This is a genomic window from Pseudomonas sp. S2_A02, from assembly GCF_054668495.1.
Genome location: NZ_CP162776.1, coordinates 3,879,916 through 3,899,869 on the forward strand (window position 1 = coordinate 3,879,916; position 19,954 = coordinate 3,899,869).

Sequence of the window (19,954 nt, forward strand, 5' to 3'; positions counted from 1 at the left end):
CGCTTCCAGATATACAAAAAGGCACCTTTCGGTGCCTTTCATAGGTTTTGTAGCCGCCGCAGAACCTGTGGGAGCGGGCTTGCTCGCGAAAGCGGTGTGACAGTCAACATAGAGGTTGAATGTCATGGCCTCTTCGCGAGCAAGCCCGCTCCCACATTGGTTCGGCGGTGTCTTAACGGCGGCGTTCCAGCGAGTAAACAAACGGTGCAACGATTTCGATGGAGCCGTTGTTCAGCATGTCGGCCGGTGGCTTGGGCAGCGGTTGGGCGCGGCGGATCATTTCCAGGGTGGCCCGGTCCAGATCGGCGTTGCCGGAGCGGCCCACCAGTTCGAACGACAGCACATTGCCTTCAGCATCGACCACGAAGCGCAGACGGTTCAAACCTTCCTTGCCCCGCTGCTGTGCGCTGGCCGGGTACTTTTTGTACTTGGCCAAGTGCGCGAGCAGGGTGCCTTGCCAGCTGGCCTTGGCAGCTTGCTGCGCCGGCGATGGACCGGGTGCCGGCTGAGCGGATTTCTCCGTCGGCGCCTGGGTCGGCTGCGCGTCGCTCGGTTTTTCCTCGGAAGGCTTTTCCTTCGGCGGTTCCGGCTTTTTCTCCACAGGCTTGGGCGGTTGAGGCTTCGGCTTGGGTTTGACCGGTTTCGGCACAGCAATCTCAGCCTTCGGCGCTTCAGCGAGTTTCGGCAGTGGCAGCTCCTCCACCGGGGTCGGAGGTTGTGGCGGCGTGATCACCTTCGGCGGTGCGGGCGGTGGCGGCGCCGGAACCGGCGCCAGCTCGACCATCATCGCTTGCGGCGGCAGCTCGATCGGCGAGCGCGACGTCCAGTTCAGCGCGAGCGCAATGGCCAGCGCATGGACGCCCAGCACCACGGCCAGGCTCCCGCTGTAACGCGTCAGCTTTTGGCGCGTGTTGATCATTTCTTGGCTGCCGTCTCGAGTCCGACCAGGCCGACCTTCAGATAGCCGGCGGCGCGCAGGGCGTCCATCACGCTCATCAAGTCGCCGTAGTCCACGCCTTTATCGGCCTGGAAGAAGATCGTCGTGTCTTTCTTGCCCTTGGTCTTGGCGTCGAGTGTGGCGCCGAGGGTCTCGGCCTTCACTTCGTCTTCGCCGAGGAACAGGCGCTGGTCAGCTTTCACGCTGAGGAACACCGGTTTCTCTGGTCGCGGCGCCGGTTTGGCGGTGGAAGCAGGCAGGTCGACCTTGATGTCCACGGTGGCCAGCGGCGCTGCCACCATGAAGATGATCAACAGCACCAGCATCACGTCGATGAACGGCGTGACGTTGATTTCGTGGTTCTCGGCCAGATCGTCGTCTGCGCCTTCTTTCAAATGCAGGCCCATGGCCGATTACCCCACTTTCACCATGTGCGGTTGCGAGCTGCGCTCGGTCGGCAGGTGGTCGAGATCACGGCTGACCAGCAGCAGGACTTCTGCCGAGGCATCGGACACTTGCGCCTTGTAACCGGCGATTGAGCGGGCGAAGACGTTGTAGATGACCACCGCAGGAATCGCTGCAACCAGACCCAGCGCGGTTGCCAGCAGGGCTTCGGCGATGCCGGGGGCCACGACGGCGAGGTTGGTGGTCTGGGTTTTGGCGATGCCGATGAAGCTGTTCATGATGCCCCATACGGTACCGAACAGACCGACAAATGGCGCGGTGGAACCGATGGTGGCGAGTACGCCGGTGCCGCTGCTCATGTTACGACCGCACGCAGCGACCAGGCGCTCGAGGCGGAAGCTCACGCGTTCCTTGATGCCTTCCTTCTCGCGGCTGTTGGCCGACAGGCGCATTTCTTCCAGCGCGTCGTGGACCAGCAGGTTGGCGAGGGTGCCTTGCTTGGCTGCCGTGGCGCTGGCTTCTTTAAGGGTGGCGGCTTTTTTCAGGTGAACGATTTCAGTGCGCAGACGACGCTTGGCGCCCATCAACTCGAAGCCCTTGGCGATCCAGATGGTCCAGGTGATGATTGAGGCGATGGCCAGGCCGATCATCACGATCTTCACGATGATGTCGGCGTTCTGGTACATGCCCCACGGCGACAAGTCATGGGCCATGCCCAAGGTGTTGTCGGCTTCGAGTACTTCCGGCACGTCAGCGGCGTCTACGGCCTGGACCGGATCGGTCGCGGCAGGTGTCACGGCAGGTGCAGCGGGTGTTTGAGCGGCAGCAGGCTGTGTGACCGGCGCTTGTGCGTCGGCGAAGGTGGCGGTCGGCGCCAGCATCAGGCTGAGCAGCAGGGCGGCCACCGCGCTCCAGGCGCGAGGTCGTTTGGTTGGCGAAGCGGGGAATTGATTGCGTGTCATGCTGGCCGGACCTGAGAGGAAAAGACGGTAAATGTTCTTCCAGGCCTCGTGAGGCCGAGAACAAAAGTGGCGTGCATTATTGCAAGTAATTCTTGTTAACAAAAGTAATAGAGTATCTTTTTTTCCTTCATTGCTAGCCGCGTGTCCTTTGCCGGCGCTAGTCTGTAGCTTTCCGATAGGAGTTTTCTGATGTCCGCGCCATCTGTTTTGATCGCCGGCTGCGGTGATGTCGGCAGTCGCCTGGCCAGGCAATTGTTGAATTCGGGGTGGGAGGTTCACGGCTTGCGGCGTGATGTTTCACGCCTGCCCCAAGGGGTGATTGGCGTTGCCGGTGACTTGTTCAATAAAGACTGCCCGGCGACCTGGCCAATCGGAGCGGTGGATTACCTGGTGTATTGCGCGGCGGCTACCGATCACGATGAGGCCGGATACCGAGCCGCTTATATTCAGGGTTTGCAGCACGTGCTGGAATGGCTGGGCGACTACGGGCAAGTGCCCAATCGGCTGCTATTCGTTTCCAGCAGCAGCGTTTACGGCCAGCAAGAGGGCGAGTGGGTCGACGAGAACTCGCCGACCGTGGCGGCTGGCTATTCAGGGCGTGTGATGCTGGAAGCCGAGCAAGTGGCGCGTGATAGCGGCATTCCGGCCAGCATCGTGCGCCTGACCGGCATTTATGGTCCCGGCCGAGAATGGCTGCTGACCCAGGTCCGTCGCGGTTATCGCGTGGCGATCGATCCACCGTTGTATGCCAACCGCATTCACGTCGATGACGCGGCGGGTTTGCTGGCGTTTTTGCTTGAGGCAGATCGGCGTGGGGTGACGCTGGATGATGACTATATAGGCGTCGACGATGCGCCCGCGTCATTGGCGGAGGTGGTGGGCTGGTTGCGTGAGTATTTGGGCGTGACCGAATGGGCCGAGGATGCGAGTGTGCGTCGTGCCGGCAGCAAGCGCTGCAGCAATGCCCGGGCGAAGGCGTTGGGTTGGGTGCCGAAGTATCCGAGTTTCCGCGAAGGCTATGCCGCGATCCTCGAAGGCCGCTGCTGACTACGCCCCCAAAACAACTGTGGGAGCGAGCCTGCTCGCGATGGCGGCTTAACAGTCAGCGATGATGTTGAATGTTATGGCCTCATCGCGAGCAGGCTCGCTCCCACATGGGGTCTTTAGCGGTTTCAGAACCGGGTTACTGCTTTTCCAGCAACCATTTGCGATCACCCGGCGTAAACGAAGGCATCTCGTCCGCCAGTGCGGTATTCACCGTCTGGAAGATCTCCAGTTCCTTGCCCTTGCGCGCAAAGATCCAGGTATTGCCCTGGCCGTTTACCTGCAGCCAGATGTTGTCGTTGCCGCCGCTCATCGATGCGCAATCGCCCGCCAGGCATAGGGCATAACGATCCGCACCGGGCAGGCCGGCAACCTGGCCGTCGGCCTGGAACTGCACGGTATTGCCTTCGCCGGGGCCGCTGAGAATTTTCCAGCTGCCGCCCATGTAAGCCGAATATAGCGCCCGCTCGAAACTCGCCCCAATCGGTGCGCCTTCCGGCACCGGGACCGCTGCACGGTCGAAGACTTGCTCCGGCTCGTTGTCGTTGGCGGCCTGGCTCAGTTGCTTGCCATCACGCTTCAGCTCGCTGGCGGAGCTGCCATAAAAGTCGACTTTCCAGGCGCCGGACTCTTCGCCCAGCAGCTTGCCTTCGACATTTTCAAAACCATTGGTGTAGCGGGCCTGACCGGCTCGGGTGTTGACGTCCCATTCCAGATTCGGGCCATAGGCCTGAAGCGCTTCCCGCAGGGGGCCGCCTTTGGATGCAGCATCGATTGCCGACTGATTGATCCAGGTGCCGCTGATATCGCGGTCGGCAGGGTCGCTGGCACAACCGCCCAAGAGAAGGGCGACCAGCGAGAGAGCTAGCGCTTGGCGCATGGTGGAATCCTTTCAAAACAAGATCGGCGCAGCCTTTAGCGGGCTGCACCGGACACATTACTCGATGACCAGAATGGCATCCATTTCAACCTGCGAGCCCTTTGGCAGGGCTGCTACGCCGATGGCGGCGCGGGCTGGGTAAGGTTGGTCGAAGTACTTGCCCATGATCTCGTTGACCTTGGCGAAGTGGCTCAGGTCGGTGAGGAAGATGTTCAGTTTGACGATGTCCTTGAACGAACCACCGGCCGCTTCAGCCACGGCTTTGAGGTTCTCGAACACCTGGACGGTCTGTGCTTCGAAGCCTTCAACCAGCTCCATGGTTTTTGGGTCCAGAGGAATCTGACCCGACATGTAAACGGTGTTGCCAGCCTTGATCGCCTGGGAATAAGTACCGATGGCGGCCGGGGCCTTGTCGCTGGTGATAACAGTCTTGGTCATGAATGACTCCTTGTAATGGGGGGCTACGCGCGCATGCGGGTGATGCGAATCACCCCGGTCAAGGCGCGCAGTTTCTTGATCACGCGGGCCAGATGCACGCGGTCGTGCACGCTGACCACCAGTTGGACCACGCTGATACGACCGTCGCGTTCGTCCATGCTGATTTTTTCGATATTGCCGTCGGCCGCGTTGACGCTGCTGGCCAGCAGGGCGATCAGACCGCGCTGATGTTCCAGTTCGACGCGCAGCTCGACGTTGAATTCGCCGGTGACATCCTTGGCCCACGAGAGCTGGATGCATTTTTCCGGGTTGTGGCGGATTTCGCTGATGTTGCGGCAGTTGTCCAGGTGCACCACCATCCCTTTGCCGGCGGAGAGGTGGCCGACAATCGGGTCGCCCGGGATCGGCGTGCAGCACTTGGCGTAACTGAGTACCAGACCTTCGGTGCCACGAATCGCCAGCGGGCCTTCCGGGCTTGGCAATTGCTCGCCTTCGCCAAGCAGGCGACGGGCGACCACGTAAGCCATGCGATTGCCCAAGCCAATGTCTTCGAGCAGGTCTTCGATCAGTTCGAGGCGGTATTCGTGGAGCATCAACTGGACGCGCTCGGCCGGGACTTTTTCCAGGGAACTGTCGAAACCGTTGAGTACCTTGTTCAGCAGGCGTTCGCCGAGGCTAATGGACTCGGAACGGCGTTGCAGTTTCAGCGCATGACGAATGTGCGTCCGCGCTTTGCCGGTGACCACGAAGTTGAGCCATGCCGGATTCGGCCGCGCGCCCGGGGCGCTGACAATCTCGACCGTGGAGCCGCTTTGCAGCGGTTCGGACAGCGGCGCGAGACGACGATTGATTCGGCAGGCGATGCAACTGTTGCCCACGTCGGTGTGCACCGCGTAAGCGAAGTCGACCGCCGTGGAGCCTTTGGGCAGCTCCATGATCCGGCCTTTGGGCGTGAACACGTAGACCTCGTCCGGGAACAGGTCAATCTTCACGCTTTCGATGAATTCCAGCGAGTTGCCGGCCCGTTGCTGCATTTCCAGCACGCCTTTGACCCACTGGCGGGCGCGGGCGTGAGTGCCTTTGGGCTGCTCGTCGCCGCTGGACTTGTACAGCCAATGGGCGGCGATGCCGTTATTGGCCATCTCTTCCATTTCACGGGTGCGGATCTGGATCTCGATCGGTACACCGTGCATGCCGAACAGCGTGGTGTGCAACGACTGGTAGCCGTTGGCCTTGGGGATCGCGATGTAATCCTTGAAGCGACCCGGCAACGGTTTGTACAAATTATGTACAGCGCCCAGCACGCGGTAGCAGGTATCGACCTTGTCGACGATGATCCGGAACGCGTAGACGTCCATGATCTCGTTGAAGGCCCGACGCTTGCCGCGCATTTTCTTGTAGATGCCGTAGAGGTGTTTCTGGCGACCGCTGACCTCGCCCTGAATGCCATCGATGGCCAGGCAGTGGCTGAGGGATTCTTCGATCTTGTTGACGATTTCCTTGCGGTTGCCCCGGGCGCGTTTGACCGCCTGGTTGATCCGCGCGGAACGCATCGGGTGCATGGCCTTGAAGCCGAGGTCTTCGAACTCTATGCGAATGGCGTGCATGCCCAGCCGGTTGGCGATGGGCGCATAGATTTCCAGGGTTTCCTTGGCAATCCGCCGGCGCTTTTCGCCGGACAGCACTTCCAGGGTGCGCATGTTGTGCAGGCGGTCGGCCAGCTTGACCAGGATCACGCGAATATCGCGCGCCATGGCCATGGCCATTTTCTGGAAATTTTCGGCCTGGGCTTCGGCTTTGGTCTCGAAGTTCATCTGGGTCAGTTTGCTGACCCCATCGACCAGTTCGGCCACGGTTTCGCCGAACTGCGCTTGCAGCGCTTCCTTGGCAATACCGGTGTCTTCGATCACGTCATGCAGCATGGCCGCCATCAGGCTCTGATGGTCCATATGCATGTCGGCAAGAATATTCGCAACCGCGAGTGGGTGCGTGACGTACGCCTCACCGCTGCGACGGCGTTGGCCATCGTGGGCTTGTTCGGCGTAGAAGTACGCTCGGCGGACCAGGTTGACCTGGTCCTTGCCGAGGTAGGTCGATAAGCGATCGGCGAGGGCGTCTATGCTCGGCATGATAATTCCTGCCGTTCGTTGTGACCCCGCGCCGTGCTACGTCGACCAGGCATAGGCTTATACTGCCTCGTTGGACTCGTCCTCGAACGCTGCGAACAGCGGTTCGTCTTCGACGATTTCTGCGTTGGCGATGAACTCGTAGCTCATCAGGCCTTCGGCGATTTCACGCAGCGCTACAACAGTAGGCTTGTCGTTTTCCCACTGAACCAGGGGCTCTTTGCCGCCGGTGGCCAGTTGACGGGCACGCTTGGTGGACAGCATGACCAGTTCAAAACGGTTTTCCACGTGGTTCAGGCAGTCTTCAACGGTTACGCGGGCCATGGTATTCCTCGGAGCGAATGCAATATGCGCGCTGCCCGGGTGGGCGAGCGGACTCAACAGTTTAAAAAATCACCAGCGATTAGGGAAGCGCTGATTTTTTGACCAGGCTCTTCGACGCGCTATAAGTGCCAATGTAAAGCCCTTACAGCGGTTTTGGGAAGAGCTGTTTAGCCGAGCAATTCAGCCAAAAGTTTTCCGTTACGCTGCTGCTGACGCTTCTGATGCAGCTGATTGGCACGGAAAATCGCCTGCAAATCACGCAGCGCGTGGGCGAAATCGTCGTTGATGATCAGGTAGTCGTAGTCGACGTAGTGGCTCATTTCGCTGACGGCTTCACGCATCCGGCCTTCGATGACCTCGTTGCTGTCCTGGCCGCGATTGTTCAGGCGCTGACGCAAGGCTTCCAGGGACGGCGGCAGAATGAAGATCGAACGCGCCTGGGGCATCAACTTGCGCACCTGCTCGGCACCCTGCCAGTCAATTTCCAGAATCAGGTCGTGGCCTTCATCCAGGGTCTGCTGCAGGTGGCTTTGCGAGGTGCCATAGAGATTACCGAACACCTCGGCGCGCTCGAGGAAATCTCCGTGCTCGATCATCTTCACGAACTCGCTGCGTTCGACGAAGTGATAGTTCACGCCGTTCACTTCACCGGGGCGCATGGCGCGGGTGGTGTGGGAGACCGAGACGCGGATCTCCTGATCAGCGTCGGTCAGAGCCTTGACCAGACTGCTCTTGCCCGCGCCCGAAGGGGCGGAAATGATGTACAGGGTGCCGGTGCTGTGGGTCATGTCGGGTTTGCCTTACTCAATATTCTGCACTTGTTCGCGCATCTGCTCGATCAACACTTTGAGGTTGACCGCCGCTGTCGTGCTGCGCGGGTCGAAGGCTTTGGAGCCCAGTGTGTTGGCTTCGCGGTTGAGTTCCTGCATCAGGAAGTCGAGGCGCCGACCGGCAGCGCCGCCGGATTTGAGCACCCGGCGAACTTCGATGATGTGAGTGCTCAGGCGATCCAGTTCTTCGGCGACGTCGCTCTTTTGCGCGAGCATGACCATTTCCTGTTCCAGTCGCTGCGGGTCGAGGTCGGCCTTCATGTCGGTGAAGCGGTCGAGGACTTTCTGGCGTTGGGTGGCGAGCATCTGCGGGACCAGCTCACGCAGGATCACCACATCCCCTTCAATAGAGGTCAGGCGCTCGTTGATCAATCGCGCCAGCTCAGTGCCTTCGCGCTCGCGACCGGCCTTGAGTTCTTTCAGCCCCTGATGGAACAGCGCCAGGGCTTCGGCATTCAGCGCTTGCGGGTCGGCGGCATCGGCCACCAGCACGCCGGGCCAGGCCAGGACTTCCAGCGGGTTCAGTGCGGCCGGGTTCTTGATCAGGCTGGCGACCGTCTCGGCGGCAGCGACCAGTTGCGCGGCGCGCTCGCGGTCCACTTGCAGCGGTTTGCCGGTGCTTTCTTCGGTAAAGCGCAGGGTGCATTCGAGCTTGCCCCGGGACAGTTCCTGGCGCAGGGCTTCGCGGACCGCGCCTTCGAGGTCGCGGAAAGATTCCGGCAGACGCAGGTGGGGTTCCAGGTAGCGGCTGTTGACCGAGCGCAGTTCCCAACTCAGGGTGCCCTGGACGCCGGCTTTCTCGACGCGGGCGAAGGCGGTCATGCTGTGCACCATGGAGGTACCTCGCAATGCAGGTCGGCGCGTAACCCATGGTTTCGCGGACCCGCTATCTGTGAATTAAAGCCGACAGGCAGCAAAGGCGCAGGATTGTAGCGCAGTGGGGCGGATGCGCCCAAACACACGCTGTGACAAAGAGCTGCAGGCCGTCGGCTAAGCTCTATTCAGGGGCTTCAATCGTCGGGCGATTTTTTTAGAAGTGCCCACTCGCGGCCCACGGCTCTATAATGCTCGGCAGTTTTCCGTCCTCCGTACAGGTAATCCCTATGAAACGTCCAAGTGGTCGCGCTGCCGATCAGCTCCGCTCGATCCGCATTACCCGCAACTACACCAAACACGCCGAGGGTTCTGTGCTGGTCGAGTTCGGTGATACCAAAGTCATCTGCACCGTCAGCGTCGAGAACGGCGTGCCGCGTTTCCTCAAAGGTCAGGGCCAGGGTTGGTTGACCGCCGAATACGGCATGCTGCCACGCGCCACTGGTGAGCGTAACCAGCGTGAAGCGAGCCGCGGCAAGCAAGGCGGCCGTACTCTGGAAATCCAGCGTCTGATCGGCCGTTCCCTGCGCGCTGCGCTGGACATGTCCAAGCTGGGCGACGTCACCCTGTACGTCGACTGCGACGTGATCCAGGCTGACGGCGGCACCCGCACCGCGTCCATAACCGGTGCGATGGTTGCACTGATCGACGCCTTGAAAGTGATCAAGAAGCGTGGCGGCCTGAAAGGTGGCGACCCACTCAAGCAAATGATCGCTGCCGTTTCGGTGGGCATGTACCAGGGCGAGCCTGTGCTTGACCTCGACTACCTGGAAGATTCGGCTGCCGAGACTGACCTCAATGTGGTGATGATCAGCACTGGCGGTTTCATCGAGGTTCAGGGCACTGCCGAAGGCGCGCCGTTCCAGCCGGAAGAGCTAAACGCGATGCTGGCGCTGGCGAAGAAAGGCATGAACGAGATTTTCGAACTGCAGAAGGCTGCACTGGCTGACTGATCGGACCTGCTCCACGCAAGGAGGACGCCATGAGTGACGAGCAACTGCCGCTACCCACACCGAGCCGCGAGGTTCGTCAGTGGGCGATGTTTTGTCACCTGTCCGCCTTGCTGGGGATCTGGCTGCCGTTCGGCACGCTGATCGGGCCGCTGATTCTCTGGCAGATGAAGCGCGAGTCAGACCCGTTCATCGACGCGCAAGGCAAGGAAGCGCTGAACTTTCAGATCACCGTCGCCATTGCTTCCGCCATCTGCTTCCTGCTGATGGTGGTGATCATCGGGTTCTTCCTGTTTGGTCTGGTCGCGATCGGTGCGCTGGTGTTGACGATCATTGCTGGCGTGAAAGCCAATGAAGGGTTCCCTTACCGGTACCCGTTCACCTGGCGGCTGATCAAATAATAGCCAGCAAAGATTTCCTGTGGGAGCGGGCTTGCCCGCGATAGCGATCTGGCAGGCAACACATCTGTTGACTGCGACGACCTCATCGTGGGCAAGCCCGCTCCCACAGAAAGCAAATCACCCACAAAAAAGCCGACAGCGAAGTCGGCTTTTTTGCATCTGCGAAAAGACGCTTAGATAGTCAGCGTCCAGTCGTAGTCCACGATCAACGGTGCATGCTGCGAGAACCGTGGCTGGCGCGGCAGGCGTGCGCTGCGTACAAAACGCCGCAGGCCCGGCGTCAGTATCTGGTAGTCGAAACGCCAGCCCAGGTTGAGCATCTCGGCCTGTTCGTTGTCCGGCCACCAGCTGTACTGGTCGCCTTCACGGCTGACCTCACGCAGGGCATCGACATAACCCATGTTGCCGACAATCTCGTCCATCCAGGCACGCTCAGGCGCCAGGAAACCCGGAGATTGCTGGCTGTCGCGCCAGTTCTTGATATCCAGCTTCTGTTGCGCCACGTACAGCGAGCCACAATAAATGTACTCGCGACGTTTGCGTCGCTGTTTATCCAGATAACGGGCGAAGTCGTCCATTAGCTTGAACTTCTGGTTCAAGTCTTCATCGCCGTTCTGTCCCGAAGGGAGCAGCAAGGTCGCGATGCTGACCTTGTCGAAATCGGCTTGCAGGTAACGCCCGTAGCGGTCGGCCGTCTCGAAACCGAGACCGCTGATGACTGCCTTCGGTTGCAACCGCGAGTACAAAGCCACGCCACCTTGGGCGGGAACTTCGGCTTCGCAGGCATAAAGGAAGTAGCCATCCAGTTGGAAGGCTGGATCGTCCAGTTCAAAGGCGGAGGCGCGGGTGTCCTGCAGGCAGATGACGTCGGCATTCTGTGCTTGCAGCCAACTGAGCAAACCACGCTCGACTGCAGCCTGAATACCATTGACGTTCACACTGATGATCCGCATAAGTGGCCCCAAAAATCGCGTGCGGGTATGATACACGGCGTCTACCTAATTAGCTAAATCCGTGGTATTTGGGGTTTTTTTCATGCAAGCGTATCAGCGCGACTTCATTCGTTTTGCCATTGATCGTGGCGTTTTGCGCTTCGGTGAGTTCACCCTGAAGTCCGGACGCACCAGTCCTTACTTCTTCAATGCCGGCCTGTTCAACTCGGGTTCTGCCCTGGCGCAGCTGGGTCGTTTCTATGCGGCAGCCATCGTCGAGAGCGGTATTTCGTTCGACGTGCTGTTCGGCCCTGCCTACAAAGGCATCCCGTTGGCGGCGACTACCGCCGTGGCGCTGGCCGAACATCATGGTCGTGATTTGCCATGGTGCTTCAACCGCAAGGAAGCCAAGGCCCACGGCGAAGGCGGCAGTCTGGTCGGCGCGCCATTGACCGGCGACGTGTTGATCATCGACGACGTGATCACCGCAGGCACCGCCATCCGTGAAGTGATGCAGATCATCGCATCCCAGGATGGCGCCAAAGCCGCCGGCGTGTTGATCGCTCTGAACCGTCAGGAGCGGGGCAACGGCGAATTGTCGGCCATCCAGGAAGTGGAGCGTGACTTTGGTATCCCGGTGATCAGCATTGTTTCGCTGAACCAGGTGCTGGAATTCCTGGCTGACGATCCGCAGCTCAAGCAGCATTTGCCTGCCGTCGAAGCGTATCGCGCCCAGTTCGGCGTCTGACGCCATCCCTTGTAGGAGCGAGGCTTGCCCGCGAAAGCGATCGAATAGCCAACATTCATGTTGGATGTGACGACCTCTTCGCGGGCAAGCCTCGCTCCTACAAAGATCGCAGGCAAACAAAAGACCCGCCCAGCCAGTCTGAGCGGGTTTTTTTGTCAGCGCTTTTTGATCCCGACGGGTTTATTGGTTTTCTCTGGGTACGGATCAACAGCGGCATCGCCCTGACCGTTAAGAATTTTCCAGCCATGACGGGTGTGTGGGGTTTTCCGGAGTTGCGGGCACGGCGGCATCGAGGTTTTGGCTTGGTTCGAATACTCATGACCGCAATCGACGCAGGCATAGGTGCCAGGTGAAACATCACTGCCGTATGGGACATAGGCTTTTTGCATGGATAGATCTCCTGTGGATTCAGGGACGATCCTATGCAGATTGATTCTTTTGCGATGTCGGACGTTTCGCCCAATCAGGTCAGGCATTTCCTGCTCGTATAAAAAAGATCGCAGACTTCGTTAGCTCCTACAGAGTTTTCGTACATCCGAAAATCCGCTGTTGCAGGAGCTGCCGAAGGCTGCGATCTTTTTAAGGTTTGAATCAGTGACGCTTGCGATTGCTGATCAAAGTACCCACACCGGTGTCGGTGAAGATTTCCAGCAGAATCGCGTTCGGCACCCGCCCATCGATGATCAACGAGCTACCCACGCCGCCCTGTACCGCTTCCAGCGCGCAACGAATCTTCGGCAGCATGCCGCCGTAGATAGTGCCGTCGGCGATCAGGTCGTCGACCTGTTGAGTCGTCAGGCCGGTCAGAACCGTGCCCGACTTGTCCATCAGGCCGGCGATGTTGGTCAGCAGCATCAGCTTTTCAGCCTTCAGCGCTTCGGCAACTTTACCGGCCACCAGGTCAGCGTTGATGTTGTACGACTCGCCGTTGGCGCCGACGCCGATAGGCGCGATCACCGGGATGAAATCGCCTTTGACCAACAGGTTCAGCAGGTCAGTGTTGATGCCGACCACTTCGCCCACTTGGCCAATATCGATGATTTCCGGTTGGGTCATCTCCGGCGTCTGGCGGGTAACAGTGAGCTTTTTCGCGCGAATCAGCTCGGCGTCTTTACCGGTCAGGCCGATGGCGCTGCCGCCATGACGGTTGATCAGGTTGACGATGTCCTTGTTGACCTGGCCGCCGAGGACCATTTCCACCACGTCCATGGTTTGCGCATCAGTCACGCGCATACCATCGATGAAGTGGCTCTCGATCGACAGACGCTTGAGCAGGTCGCCGATTTGCGGGCCGCCGCCGTGAACCACCACCGGGTTAATGCCGACGGCTTTCATCAGCACGATGTCGCGGGCGAAGCCGGTTTTCAGCTCCTCGCTTTCCATCGCGTTGCCGCCGTATTTGATCACCAGCGTCTTGCCGACATAGCGGCGAATGTAAGGCAGCGCTTCGGACAGGACCTTGGCGGTGTTGGCGGCGGCTTCGCGTTCGAGGGTCATTCAGGGCTCCGGGTGCTTCAGAAGATCAAAACGGTAATTGGAGATCAGGTGCAACGCGTTTCAGCTGGACGTGGAACACATCCTTGATGCGCTGCAATTCAGCCTCGTCATCGGCCTCGAAGCGCAGCACCAGCACCGGTGTGGTGTTGGACGCGCGAACCAGGCCCCAGCCTTTGGCGTAGTCGACTCGCACGCCGTCAATGGTGGTCAGGTCGGCGCCTTCGCCCCACTTCGCGTCGTGCAGAGCATCAATGATGCTGAATTTGCTCTCTTCGGTCACATGGATATTGATCTCTGGCGTAGAAATATCGTTCGGGAAGGTCGCGAACAGCTCTTCCGCGGTGGATTTTTCCTTGCTGAGGATCTCCAGCAGGCGCGCGGCGCTGTAAATACCGTCGTCGAAACCGAACCAGCGTTCCTTGAAGAAGATGTGGCCGCTCATTTCGCCGGCCAGCAGGGCGCCGGTTTGTTTCATTTTCTTTTTGATCAACGAGTGACCGGTCTTCCACATTAGCGGGCGACCGCCGTATTCCTTGATCAATGGCGTCAGGCGACGGGTGCATTTGACGTCGAAGATGATTTCCGCGTTCGGGTTGCGCGCCACGACGTCGCGGGCGAACAGCATCAGCAGACGGTCGGGGTAGACGATGCTGCCGGTGTTGGTCACTACGCCAACGCGGTCGCCGTCGCCGTCGAAGGCCAGGCCGATGTCGGCATTGGTTTCCTTGACCTTGGCGATCAGGTCGACCAGGTTTTCAGGCTTGCCCGGGTCCGGGTGGTGATTCGGGAAATTGCCGTCGACGTCGCAGAACAGCGGGATGACTTCGCAGTTCAGGGCTTCGATCAGTTGCGGGGCGATCACGCCGGCCGCGCCGTTACCGCAGTCGACCACGACTTTGAGGCGGCGAGCCAGTTTGATGTCCTGGACGATTTCGGTGTTGTAACGGTCGAGGATGTCGACCTGGGTGATGCTGCCCTTGCCGCTGCTCAGGTTGTTGGTCTTGAGGCGGTCGTGCAGGGCCTGGATCTGTTCGTTGGCCAAAGTGTCGCCAGCGATGACGATTTTGAAGCCGTTGTAGTTCGACGGGTTGTGGCTGCCGGTGAGCATCACGCCGGATTTGCCGGCCAATACGTTGGCGGCGTAGTACAGTGCAGGGGTTGGCACCAGGCCGACGTCGCTGACGTGGCAACCGCTGTCGGCCAGGCCTTTGATCAGTTGCTCGACCAGCTCCGGGCCGGAGAGGCGACCGTCACGGCCGACGGACACGTTGGGTTCGTCCTGGGCCAGGCTCTGGGAGCCGATGGCGCGACCAAGCCAATAAGCTGTTTCAGCGTTCAAGAATTCCGGGACGGTGCCGCGAATGTCGTAGGCGCGGAAGATGCTGTCGGGGAACTTGGGTGCGACTTGGGCTGGGGTGCTCATCTGTAGGAATGCTCCATCTTGAAAGTGGCTGGACCTGCCGGCGAAAAACTCGTCTACAGGCTCAAACTGAAGGGTATGACGGTGTTTTCCACCGAGAGTTCGTGGTGTGAAAAGGCCATGCCATCAGCATTGGCGAGCAATTGTCCGTTCAATGCCTTGATTTTCAGTGGTAAACCTTCCAGATGACGTCTTTGCAATTTGTGGTGAGGGAGCTTGCTCCCGCTTGGGTGCGCAGCACCCATAAAATCTTGGGGCCGCTTCGCAGCCCAGCGCGAGCAAGCTCGCTCGCCACAGGGTTCTCTATCAGATCAGTGGCTGCCGGAATGTCCGAAACCGCCGGTGCCGCGCTGGGTTTCGACGAACTCTTCGACCATTTCAAAATGCGCTTGAACCACCGGTACCAGCACCAATTGGGCCAGGCGTTCGCCTACCACCATGTTGAAATCGGTCTGGCCACGGTTCCAGCACGACACCATCAGCGGGCCCTGGTAATCGGAGTCGATCAGGCCGACCAGATTGCCCAGCACGATGCCGTGCTTATGGCCCAGGCCTGAGCGCGGCAGAATCAGCGCGGCCAAACCTGGATCGCCAATGTAGACAGACAGGCCAGTCGGAATCAGCAGGGTTTCGCCCGGCTTGATGATGGTGTCTTTTTCCAGCATGGCGCGCAGGTCGAGGCCGGCGGAGCCTGGCGTGGCGTATTGCGGCAGCGGGAATTCGGTACCGATGCGTGGGTCGAGGATCTTGGCTTGCAAAGCGTGCATGTAAATTAAACCTGGTTCAGACGTTCGGCGATAAAAGTGATCAGCTGGCGAGCGATTTTGCTCTTGCTGGTCTGGGCGAAGAGTATGGCGTGCAGCTCACGGTCGATCACGCTGCAGGCGTTTTCTTCGCTGTTGAAGCCAATACTCGGGTTCGCGACGTCGTTGGCGACGATCAGATCGAGGTTCTTGTCTTTCAACTTGCGTGCAGCGTAATCGAGCAGATGTTCGGTTTCGGCGGCGAAGCCGACACTGAACGGACGGTCAGGGCGAGTGGCGATGGTGGCCAGGATGTCTGGGTTGCGCACCATCTGTAGCAACAAGCCGTCGCCGTTCGTAGGGTCTTTCTTGAGTTTCTGTGGGGCGACGACTTCCGGGCGGTAGTCCGCGACCGCAGCAGAGGCGATGAACAGGTCGCAAGGGATCGCCGCTTCGCAGGCGGCGAGCATGTCGCGAGCGCTGACCACATCGATACGGGTGACGCGATCCGGGGTCGGCAGGTGCACGGGGCCTGTGATCAGGGTTACGCGGGCGCCGGCTTCTACCGCGGCTTCGGCCAGGGCAAAGCCCATTTTTCCGGAGCTGTGGTTGGTGATGTAGCGCACCGGATCAATGTTTTCCTGGGTCGGGCCAGCGGTGATCAGCACGTGTTTGCCGGTCAGTGCCTGACGCTGGAAGCAGTCTGCCGCGCACTGGGCGAGGTCGGTGGCTTCGAGCATGCGGCCCATGCCGACGTCGCCGCAGGCCTGGCTGCCGGAGGCTGGGCCGAAGACCTTGAGGTCGCGACTTTCGAGGGTTTTCAGATTCGCCTGGGTCGCCGGGTCGCGCCACATGGCCTGGTTCATCGCCGGGGCAACCGCGACCACGGCGTCGGTGGCCAGCACTAGCGTGGTCAGCAGGTCGTCGGCAATGCCTTGGGCCAGTCGGGCGATCAGGTCCGCGGTGGCGGGAGCGATCAGTACCAGATCGGCCCATTTGGCCAGCTCGATGTGGCCCATCGCGGCTTCGGCCGCCGGGTCCAGCAAATCGAGATGGACCGGATGCCCTGACAAGGCCTGCATGGTCAGCGGGGTAATGAATTCGCTGCCGCCACGGGTCATGACCACGCGCACTTCAGCGCCCTGGTCGATCAGGCGGCGAACCAGCTCGGCGCTCTTGTAGGCAGCAATGCCGCCGCCGACGCCCAGAACGATGCGTTTCCGATACAGCCGCTGCATAGGTCTGCCTTTCATTTCGTTGATGACTGCTTGGCGATACCCCCTCCCCAGGGATGAATTCGCCAGCAAAAAAGATGGGCTACGATATCACAGCGACCGCTATGGAACAGCGGCGCCCACATTCCAGGGAGGTGCTATGAGTATTCGTGATTGGCCGGCGGCGGAGCGGCCGCGGGAGAGGTTGCTTGAGTTGGGCTCGGGGAGTCTTTCGGACGCCGAGCTGCTGGCGATTTTTTTACGAACCGGCGTGTCGGGTAAAAGCGCGGTGGATCTGGCGCGACACCTGCTGAATCAATTTGGCAGCCTGCGCTCACTGCTAGAGGCCGATCAAGCTGCGTTCAGCAGGCAATTAGGGCTTGGGCCAGCGAAATTCGCTCAGCTGCAAGCGGCACAGGAAATGGGCAGAAGGCATTTGGCCGAATGTGCGCGTCAAAAATCGGCACTGGAGAATCCACAGGCGGTTCGTGACTACCTGAAAGCGATGCTGCGCCACGAGCCTCACGAGGTATTCGGGTGTCTGTTTCTGGATTCCAAGCATCAAGTTCTGGCGTTTGAAGTTCTGTTTCGCGGCTCCATCGACAGCACCAGTGTTTATCCGAGGCAAGTGGTTAAACGCGCCTTGGCCCACAACGCCGCAGCGTTGATCCTCTGCCACAACCATCCGTCGGGTAACACCAACCCCAGTCAAGCCGACCGCACGCTGACCAAGCGCCTGCAAGAGGCCCTGGACTTGATTGATGTGCGGGTGCTCGACCTTTCATCGTCGGTGACGGCGATCCGCTGTCCATGGCTGAGTACGGGTGGATGTAGTGAGCGACGAAAACCCATGTGGGAGCGGGCTTGCTCGCGAAGGCATCGTGTCTGTCGATATCAATGTCTACTGACAGACCGCTTTCGCGAGCAAGCCCGCTCCCACAGGGTTTGGTGGTGACGCTGATTACTTGAGGTTGACCTTCGAGTAATCCTGGCGGCCGAACGGGCTCACTTGATAGCCCTCAACGTCCTTGCGCGTCAACGCGAAAGCGGTCGGGTGAGCCAGTGGCAGCCACAGCGCCTGTTGCTGGATCTGCGCCTGAGCCTGTTCGTAGAGCTTGGTGCGTACACCTTGCTCGCCAGTGGTCTTGCCGGCGCTGATCAGCTTGTCCAGGTCCTGGTTGCAGTAGCGGGCGAAGTTGGTGCCGGATTTGACCCCCGCGCAGGAAAACTGCGGCGTGAGGAAGTTATCCGGGTCGCCGTTGTCGCCGGCCCAGCCCATGAACAGCAGGTCGTGCTCGCCGGCCTTGGCGCGACGAATCAGCTCGCCCCATTCGATCACGCGAATTTCGGCCTGGATGCCGATTTCCGCGAGGTCGGACTGCAGCAATTGCGCGCCGAGGCTCGGATTGGGGTTCAGCAGGCTGCCGGAAGGGCGGGTCCAGATGGTGGTCTGGAAACCATTTTTGAGCCCTGCCTTGGCCATCAATGCACGGGCCTTTTCGACGTCATGCGGGTAGCCCGGCAAGCCTTTGGCGTAGCTCCAGGTGTTGGGCGGATATGGACCGTTGGCGGGTTCGGCGGTGTCTTCGAACACGGCCTTGATGTAGTTGGCCTTGTCGAACGCCAGGTTGATTGCCTGACGTACTTCGGGTTTGTCCAGCGGCGGATGCTGGCTGTTGATGCCGACGAATGCGGTCATGAAGGCGTCAGTCTTTTCCACCTTCAGCGTTGGTTCCTGCTTCGCAGACTGTACGTCCAGCGGTTTGGGCGACAGGGCGATCTGGCACTCGTTGCGGCGCAATTTCTGCAAGCGCACGTTCGCGTCCGGAGTGATGGCGAAGATCAGCGGGTCAACCGACGGCTTGCCGCGGAAGTAATCCGGGTTGGCCTTGTAGCGAATCGAGGCGTCTTTCTGGAAACGCGTGAAGATGAACGGGCCGCTGCCGATCGGCTGGCTGTTGAGTTTCTCCGGGGTGCCGGCCTTCAGCAGTTTGTCGGCGTACTCAGCCGAATAGATCGAGGCGAAACCCATGCTCAGGGTCGGCAGGAAAGTAGAGTCCGGGTGATCGAGGGTGAAGCGGATGGTAAGCGGGTCCAGTGCGTCGATCTTCTTGATCAACGCCGGTAACTGCATCGATTGCGCGTGCGGAAAGCCACTCTGCGCCACTTTGTGCCATGTGTTTGCCGGGTCGAGCATGCGGTCGAAACTGAACTTCACGTCTTCGGCGGTCAGGTCATGCGTCGGGTTGAAGTATTCGGTATGGTGAAATTTCACCTGCGGGTGCAATTTGAAGATATAGGTCAGGCCATCGGGCGTGACTTCCCAACTGTCCGCGAGGCTGGCGACCACTTTGCCGCTGGCCGTGTCGAAGTCCACCAGGCGGTCCATCAGCACATCGGCCGAGGCATTGGTGGTGGTCAGCGAGTTGTATTGCACCACATCGAACCCTTCAGGGCTGGCCTCGGTGCAGACGGTCAGGGCGGCGGCATGGGCCAATGGGCTCAGCAGCAGTGGGGCGAGCAGCAGCGGTAGGGCAGCAAGGCGCATGGTCGGATTCCTTTACAGATCGAAGGCCCATCTGCAAGTGCAGTCTGGAAAAGGCTTACCCTAGTGGGCTCTTTTGCAAATGACTATCCCCTTTTTCGTTTTAAGGGGACTATGTGCGCTTGTTTTCGGTGATGCGGGCCGAGGAAAACCCGGAACCGGTCGGTTAGCCGATTCTCTGCGACGAGCGGTCTTAATCGACGACAGCCTTTATCCAAGGCGCCCGGCGCCCGTAAAAGGGGGAATTTATCAAGTTCGCGCACACGGAATGTTGTTGCTCTCCAGTCTTTCTGGTATAAAGCAGCGCTCTTTTCTAGGGGCCCGGTTCCTTCACTGTAGGTGTAGCCGGTAAGACCTCTAAAGAAACGCGGCGCCTGGCGCCAAATGACTGAGAGATTAAGCGGCCAACCCATGCCGGGTTGGGCATGTGGTTTTAGAGGGCTGAGGCATGTCGAGAGTATGTCAAGTTACCGGTAAGGGTCCGGTGACTGGGAATAACATTTCCCACGCAAACAACAAAACCCGTCGTCGTTTCCTGCCGAACCTGCAGCATCACCGCTTCTGGGTTGAAGAAGAGAAACGTTTCGTGCGTCTGCGCGTATCTGCCAAAGGCATGCGTATCATCGACAAGCGTGGCATCACTGTCGTGCTGGCCGAAATCCGCAAAGCCGGCAAGATCTAAGGG

20 protein-coding genes and 2 pseudogenes are annotated in these 19,954 nt (G+C 59.8%); 6 read left to right on the top strand and 16 right to left on the bottom strand.

Features of this window, described 5'->3' with window-relative positions:
• Positions 1–172: 172 nt before the first annotated feature.
• The 3 genes from AB4O41_RS17630 to exbB are packed head-to-tail and all read right to left on the bottom strand — an operon-like array spanning position 173 to position 2,304.
• Entirely contained in the window at positions 173–919 is a 747-nt protein-coding gene (locus tag AB4O41_RS17630) for an energy transducer TonB family protein (RefSeq protein WP_460144107.1), read from the bottom strand.
• Entirely contained in the window at positions 916–1,344 is a 429-nt protein-coding gene (gene exbD / locus AB4O41_RS17635) for a TonB system transport protein ExbD (protein ID WP_038980717.1), read from the bottom strand. Before exbD ends, AB4O41_RS17630 begins: the two co-directional genes overlap by 4 nt.
• Positions 1,345–1,350: 6 nt before the next feature.
• The gene (exbB, locus tag AB4O41_RS17640) at positions 1,351–2,304 is read right to left on the bottom strand and encodes a tonB-system energizer ExbB (RefSeq protein WP_460144108.1); all 954 of its coding nucleotides are present in this window, start codon (positions 2,302–2,304) and stop codon (positions 1,351–1,353) included.
• Positions 2,305–2,493: 189 nt separating this feature from the next.
• Between exbB and AB4O41_RS17645 the strand changes: the two genes are divergently transcribed.
• Positions 2,494–3,351 (top strand): SDR family oxidoreductase, encoded by an 858-nt coding sequence (locus AB4O41_RS17645; RefSeq protein WP_460144109.1) that lies wholly within the window; start codon positions 2,494–2,496, stop codon positions 3,349–3,351.
• A gap of 136 nt (positions 3,352–3,487) precedes the next feature.
• On the opposite strand, the gene AB4O41_RS17650 is transcribed toward AB4O41_RS17645, so the two are convergent.
• From AB4O41_RS17650 to AB4O41_RS17675, 6 genes are all read right to left on the bottom strand, one after another.
• Positions 3,488–4,228, bottom strand: a complete 741-nt coding sequence (locus AB4O41_RS17650; RefSeq protein WP_460144110.1) for a hypothetical protein — start codon at positions 4,226–4,228, stop codon at positions 3,488–3,490.
• 57 nt (positions 4,229–4,285) lie between these two features.
• Positions 4,286–4,666, bottom strand: a complete 381-nt coding sequence (locus AB4O41_RS17655) for a RidA family protein (protein ID WP_003229509.1) — start codon at positions 4,664–4,666, stop codon at positions 4,286–4,288.
• A gap of 23 nt (positions 4,667–4,689) precedes the next feature.
• On the bottom strand, positions 4,690–6,795 hold the full coding sequence (gene spoT / locus AB4O41_RS17660; protein ID WP_007934594.1) for a bifunctional GTP diphosphokinase/guanosine-3',5'-bis pyrophosphate 3'-pyrophosphohydrolase: 2,106 nt from the start codon (positions 6,793–6,795) through the stop codon (positions 4,690–4,692).
• A gap of 57 nt (positions 6,796–6,852) precedes the next feature.
• The gene (rpoZ, locus tag AB4O41_RS17665) at positions 6,853–7,116 is read right to left on the bottom strand and encodes a DNA-directed RNA polymerase subunit omega (protein WP_007894670.1); all 264 of its coding nucleotides are present in this window, start codon (positions 7,114–7,116) and stop codon (positions 6,853–6,855) included.
• 167 nt (positions 7,117–7,283) lie between these two features.
• The gene (gmk, locus tag AB4O41_RS17670) at positions 7,284–7,904 is read right to left on the bottom strand and encodes a guanylate kinase (protein ID WP_007894672.1); all 621 of its coding nucleotides are present in this window, start codon (positions 7,902–7,904) and stop codon (positions 7,284–7,286) included.
• A gap of 12 nt (positions 7,905–7,916) precedes the next feature.
• Positions 7,917–8,780 (bottom strand): YicC/YloC family endoribonuclease, encoded by an 864-nt coding sequence (locus AB4O41_RS17675; RefSeq protein ID WP_038980731.1) that lies wholly within the window; start codon positions 8,778–8,780, stop codon positions 7,917–7,919.
• A gap of 269 nt (positions 8,781–9,049) precedes the next feature.
• Here AB4O41_RS17675 and rph point away from each other — a divergent pair, with 269 nt between their 5' ends.
• Together rph and AB4O41_RS17685 are read left to right on the top strand one after the other, a co-directional pair.
• Entirely contained in the window at positions 9,050–9,772 is a 723-nt protein-coding gene (rph, locus tag AB4O41_RS17680) for a ribonuclease PH (protein ID WP_460144111.1), read from the top strand.
• 29 nt (positions 9,773–9,801) lie between these two features.
• Complete coding sequence (locus AB4O41_RS17685; protein ID WP_030132446.1) at positions 9,802–10,170, top strand: DUF4870 domain-containing protein; 369 nt, start codon at positions 9,802–9,804, stop codon at positions 10,168–10,170.
• A gap of 173 nt (positions 10,171–10,343) precedes the next feature.
• Here AB4O41_RS17685 and AB4O41_RS17690 read toward each other — a convergent pair whose 3' ends face one another.
• Positions 10,344–11,123, bottom strand: coding sequence for an exodeoxyribonuclease III (locus AB4O41_RS17690; protein ID WP_008030595.1), 780 nt, complete (start codon positions 11,121–11,123; stop codon positions 10,344–10,346).
• A gap of 82 nt (positions 11,124–11,205) precedes the next feature.
• Here AB4O41_RS17690 and pyrE point away from each other — a divergent pair, with 82 nt between their 5' ends.
• Positions 11,206–11,850, top strand: a complete 645-nt coding sequence (gene pyrE / locus AB4O41_RS17695) for an orotate phosphoribosyltransferase (RefSeq protein WP_007894680.1) — start codon at positions 11,206–11,208, stop codon at positions 11,848–11,850.
• Positions 11,851–12,005: 155 nt separating this feature from the next.
• On the opposite strand, the gene AB4O41_RS17700 is transcribed toward pyrE, so the two are convergent.
• The 5 genes and pseudogenes from AB4O41_RS17700 to coaBC form a co-directional block, all read right to left on the bottom strand.
• Positions 12,006–12,239 (bottom strand): hypothetical protein, encoded by a 234-nt coding sequence (locus AB4O41_RS17700; RefSeq protein WP_460144112.1) that lies wholly within the window; start codon positions 12,237–12,239, stop codon positions 12,006–12,008.
• Positions 12,240–12,441: 202 nt separating this feature from the next.
• Positions 12,442–13,347, bottom strand: a complete 906-nt coding sequence (gene argB / locus AB4O41_RS17705; RefSeq protein WP_008007602.1) for an acetylglutamate kinase — start codon at positions 13,345–13,347, stop codon at positions 12,442–12,444.
• A gap of 25 nt (positions 13,348–13,372) precedes the next feature.
• Positions 13,373–14,749: pseudogene (locus tag AB4O41_RS17710) on the bottom strand (phosphomannomutase/phosphoglucomutase); the annotation flags it as partial.
• Between the two features lie 329 nt (positions 14,750–15,078).
• Positions 15,079–15,534 carry a dUTP diphosphatase gene (gene dut, locus AB4O41_RS17715; protein WP_095054492.1) on the bottom strand — a complete coding sequence of 152 codons (456 nt, stop codon included), beginning with the start codon at positions 15,532–15,534 and terminating at the stop codon, positions 15,079–15,081.
• Positions 15,535–15,539: 5 nt separating this feature from the next.
• The gene (coaBC, locus tag AB4O41_RS17720) at positions 15,540–16,748 is read right to left on the bottom strand and encodes a bifunctional phosphopantothenoylcysteine decarboxylase/phosphopantothenate--cysteine ligase CoaBC (RefSeq protein ID WP_460148373.1); all 1,209 of its coding nucleotides are present in this window, start codon (positions 16,746–16,748) and stop codon (positions 15,540–15,542) included.
• A 136-nt stretch (positions 16,749–16,884) separates the two neighbouring features.
• On the opposite strand from coaBC, the pseudogene radC reads away from it, so the two are divergent.
• Positions 16,885–17,558: pseudogene (gene radC, locus AB4O41_RS17725) on the top strand (RadC family protein).
• A gap of 127 nt (positions 17,559–17,685) precedes the next feature.
• Here the strand turns inward: radC and AB4O41_RS17730 are convergent.
• The gene (locus AB4O41_RS17730; protein WP_460144113.1) at positions 17,686–19,272 is read right to left on the bottom strand and encodes an ABC transporter substrate-binding protein; all 1,587 of its coding nucleotides are present in this window, start codon (positions 19,270–19,272) and stop codon (positions 17,686–17,688) included.
• A 445-nt stretch (positions 19,273–19,717) separates the two neighbouring features.
• On the opposite strand from AB4O41_RS17730, the gene rpmB reads away from it, so the two are divergent.
• Entirely contained in the window at positions 19,718–19,951 is a 234-nt protein-coding gene (rpmB, locus tag AB4O41_RS17735; protein WP_007894701.1) for a 50S ribosomal protein L28, read from the top strand.
• The last annotated feature ends 3 nt before the right edge of the window (positions 19,952–19,954 follow it).

Excerpts from the sequence above, each read along its gene's own strand:
- spoT (WP_007934594.1), bottom strand. The coding sequence starts at position 6,795 with ATGCCGAGCATAGACGCCCTCGCCGATCGCTTATCGACCTACCTCGGC.
- AB4O41_RS17685 (WP_030132446.1), top strand. The coding sequence starts at position 9,802 with ATGAGTGACGAGCAACTGCCGCTACCCACACCGAGCCGCGAGGTTCGT.
- rpmB (WP_007894701.1), top strand. The coding sequence starts at position 19,718 with ATGTCGAGAGTATGTCAAGTTACCGGTAAGGGTCCGGTGACTGGGAAT.
- argB (WP_008007602.1), bottom strand. The coding sequence starts at position 13,347 with ATGACCCTCGAACGCGAAGCCGCCGCCAACACCGCCAAGGTCCTGTCC.
- rpoZ (WP_007894670.1), bottom strand. The coding sequence starts at position 7,116 with ATGGCCCGCGTAACCGTTGAAGACTGCCTGAACCACGTGGAAAACCGT.
- coaBC (WP_460148373.1), bottom strand. The coding sequence starts at position 16,748 with ATGCAGCGGCTGTATCGGAAACGCATCGTTCTGGGCGTCGGCGGCGGC.
- AB4O41_RS17645 (WP_460144109.1), top strand. The coding sequence starts at position 2,494 with ATGTCCGCGCCATCTGTTTTGATCGCCGGCTGCGGTGATGTCGGCAGT.
- AB4O41_RS17650 (WP_460144110.1), bottom strand. The coding sequence starts at position 4,228 with ATGCGCCAAGCGCTAGCTCTCTCGCTGGTCGCCCTTCTCTTGGGCGGT.
- AB4O41_RS17730 (WP_460144113.1), bottom strand. The coding sequence starts at position 19,272 with ATGCGCCTTGCTGCCCTACCGCTGCTGCTCGCCCCACTGCTGCTGAGC.
- AB4O41_RS17690 (WP_008030595.1), bottom strand. The coding sequence starts at position 11,123 with ATGCGGATCATCAGTGTGAACGTCAATGGTATTCAGGCTGCAGTCGAG.
- exbD (WP_038980717.1), bottom strand. The coding sequence starts at position 1,344 with ATGGGCCTGCATTTGAAAGAAGGCGCAGACGACGATCTGGCCGAGAAC.
- dut (WP_095054492.1), bottom strand. The coding sequence starts at position 15,534 with ATGCACGCTTTGCAAGCCAAGATCCTCGACCCACGCATCGGTACCGAA.
- exbB (WP_460144108.1), bottom strand. The coding sequence starts at position 2,304 with ATGACACGCAATCAATTCCCCGCTTCGCCAACCAAACGACCTCGCGCC.
- AB4O41_RS17630 (WP_460144107.1), bottom strand. The coding sequence starts at position 919 with ATGATCAACACGCGCCAAAAGCTGACGCGTTACAGCGGGAGCCTGGCC.
- pyrE (WP_007894680.1), top strand. The coding sequence starts at position 11,206 with ATGCAAGCGTATCAGCGCGACTTCATTCGTTTTGCCATTGATCGTGGC.
- AB4O41_RS17655 (WP_003229509.1), bottom strand. The coding sequence starts at position 4,666 with ATGACCAAGACTGTTATCACCAGCGACAAGGCCCCGGCCGCCATCGGT.
- gmk (WP_007894672.1), bottom strand. The coding sequence starts at position 7,904 with ATGACCCACAGCACCGGCACCCTGTACATCATTTCCGCCCCTTCGGGC.
- AB4O41_RS17675 (WP_038980731.1), bottom strand. The coding sequence starts at position 8,780 with ATGGTGCACAGCATGACCGCCTTCGCCCGCGTCGAGAAAGCCGGCGTC.
- AB4O41_RS17700 (WP_460144112.1), bottom strand. The coding sequence starts at position 12,239 with ATGCAAAAAGCCTATGTCCCATACGGCAGTGATGTTTCACCTGGCACC.
- rph (WP_460144111.1), top strand. The coding sequence starts at position 9,050 with ATGAAACGTCCAAGTGGTCGCGCTGCCGATCAGCTCCGCTCGATCCGC.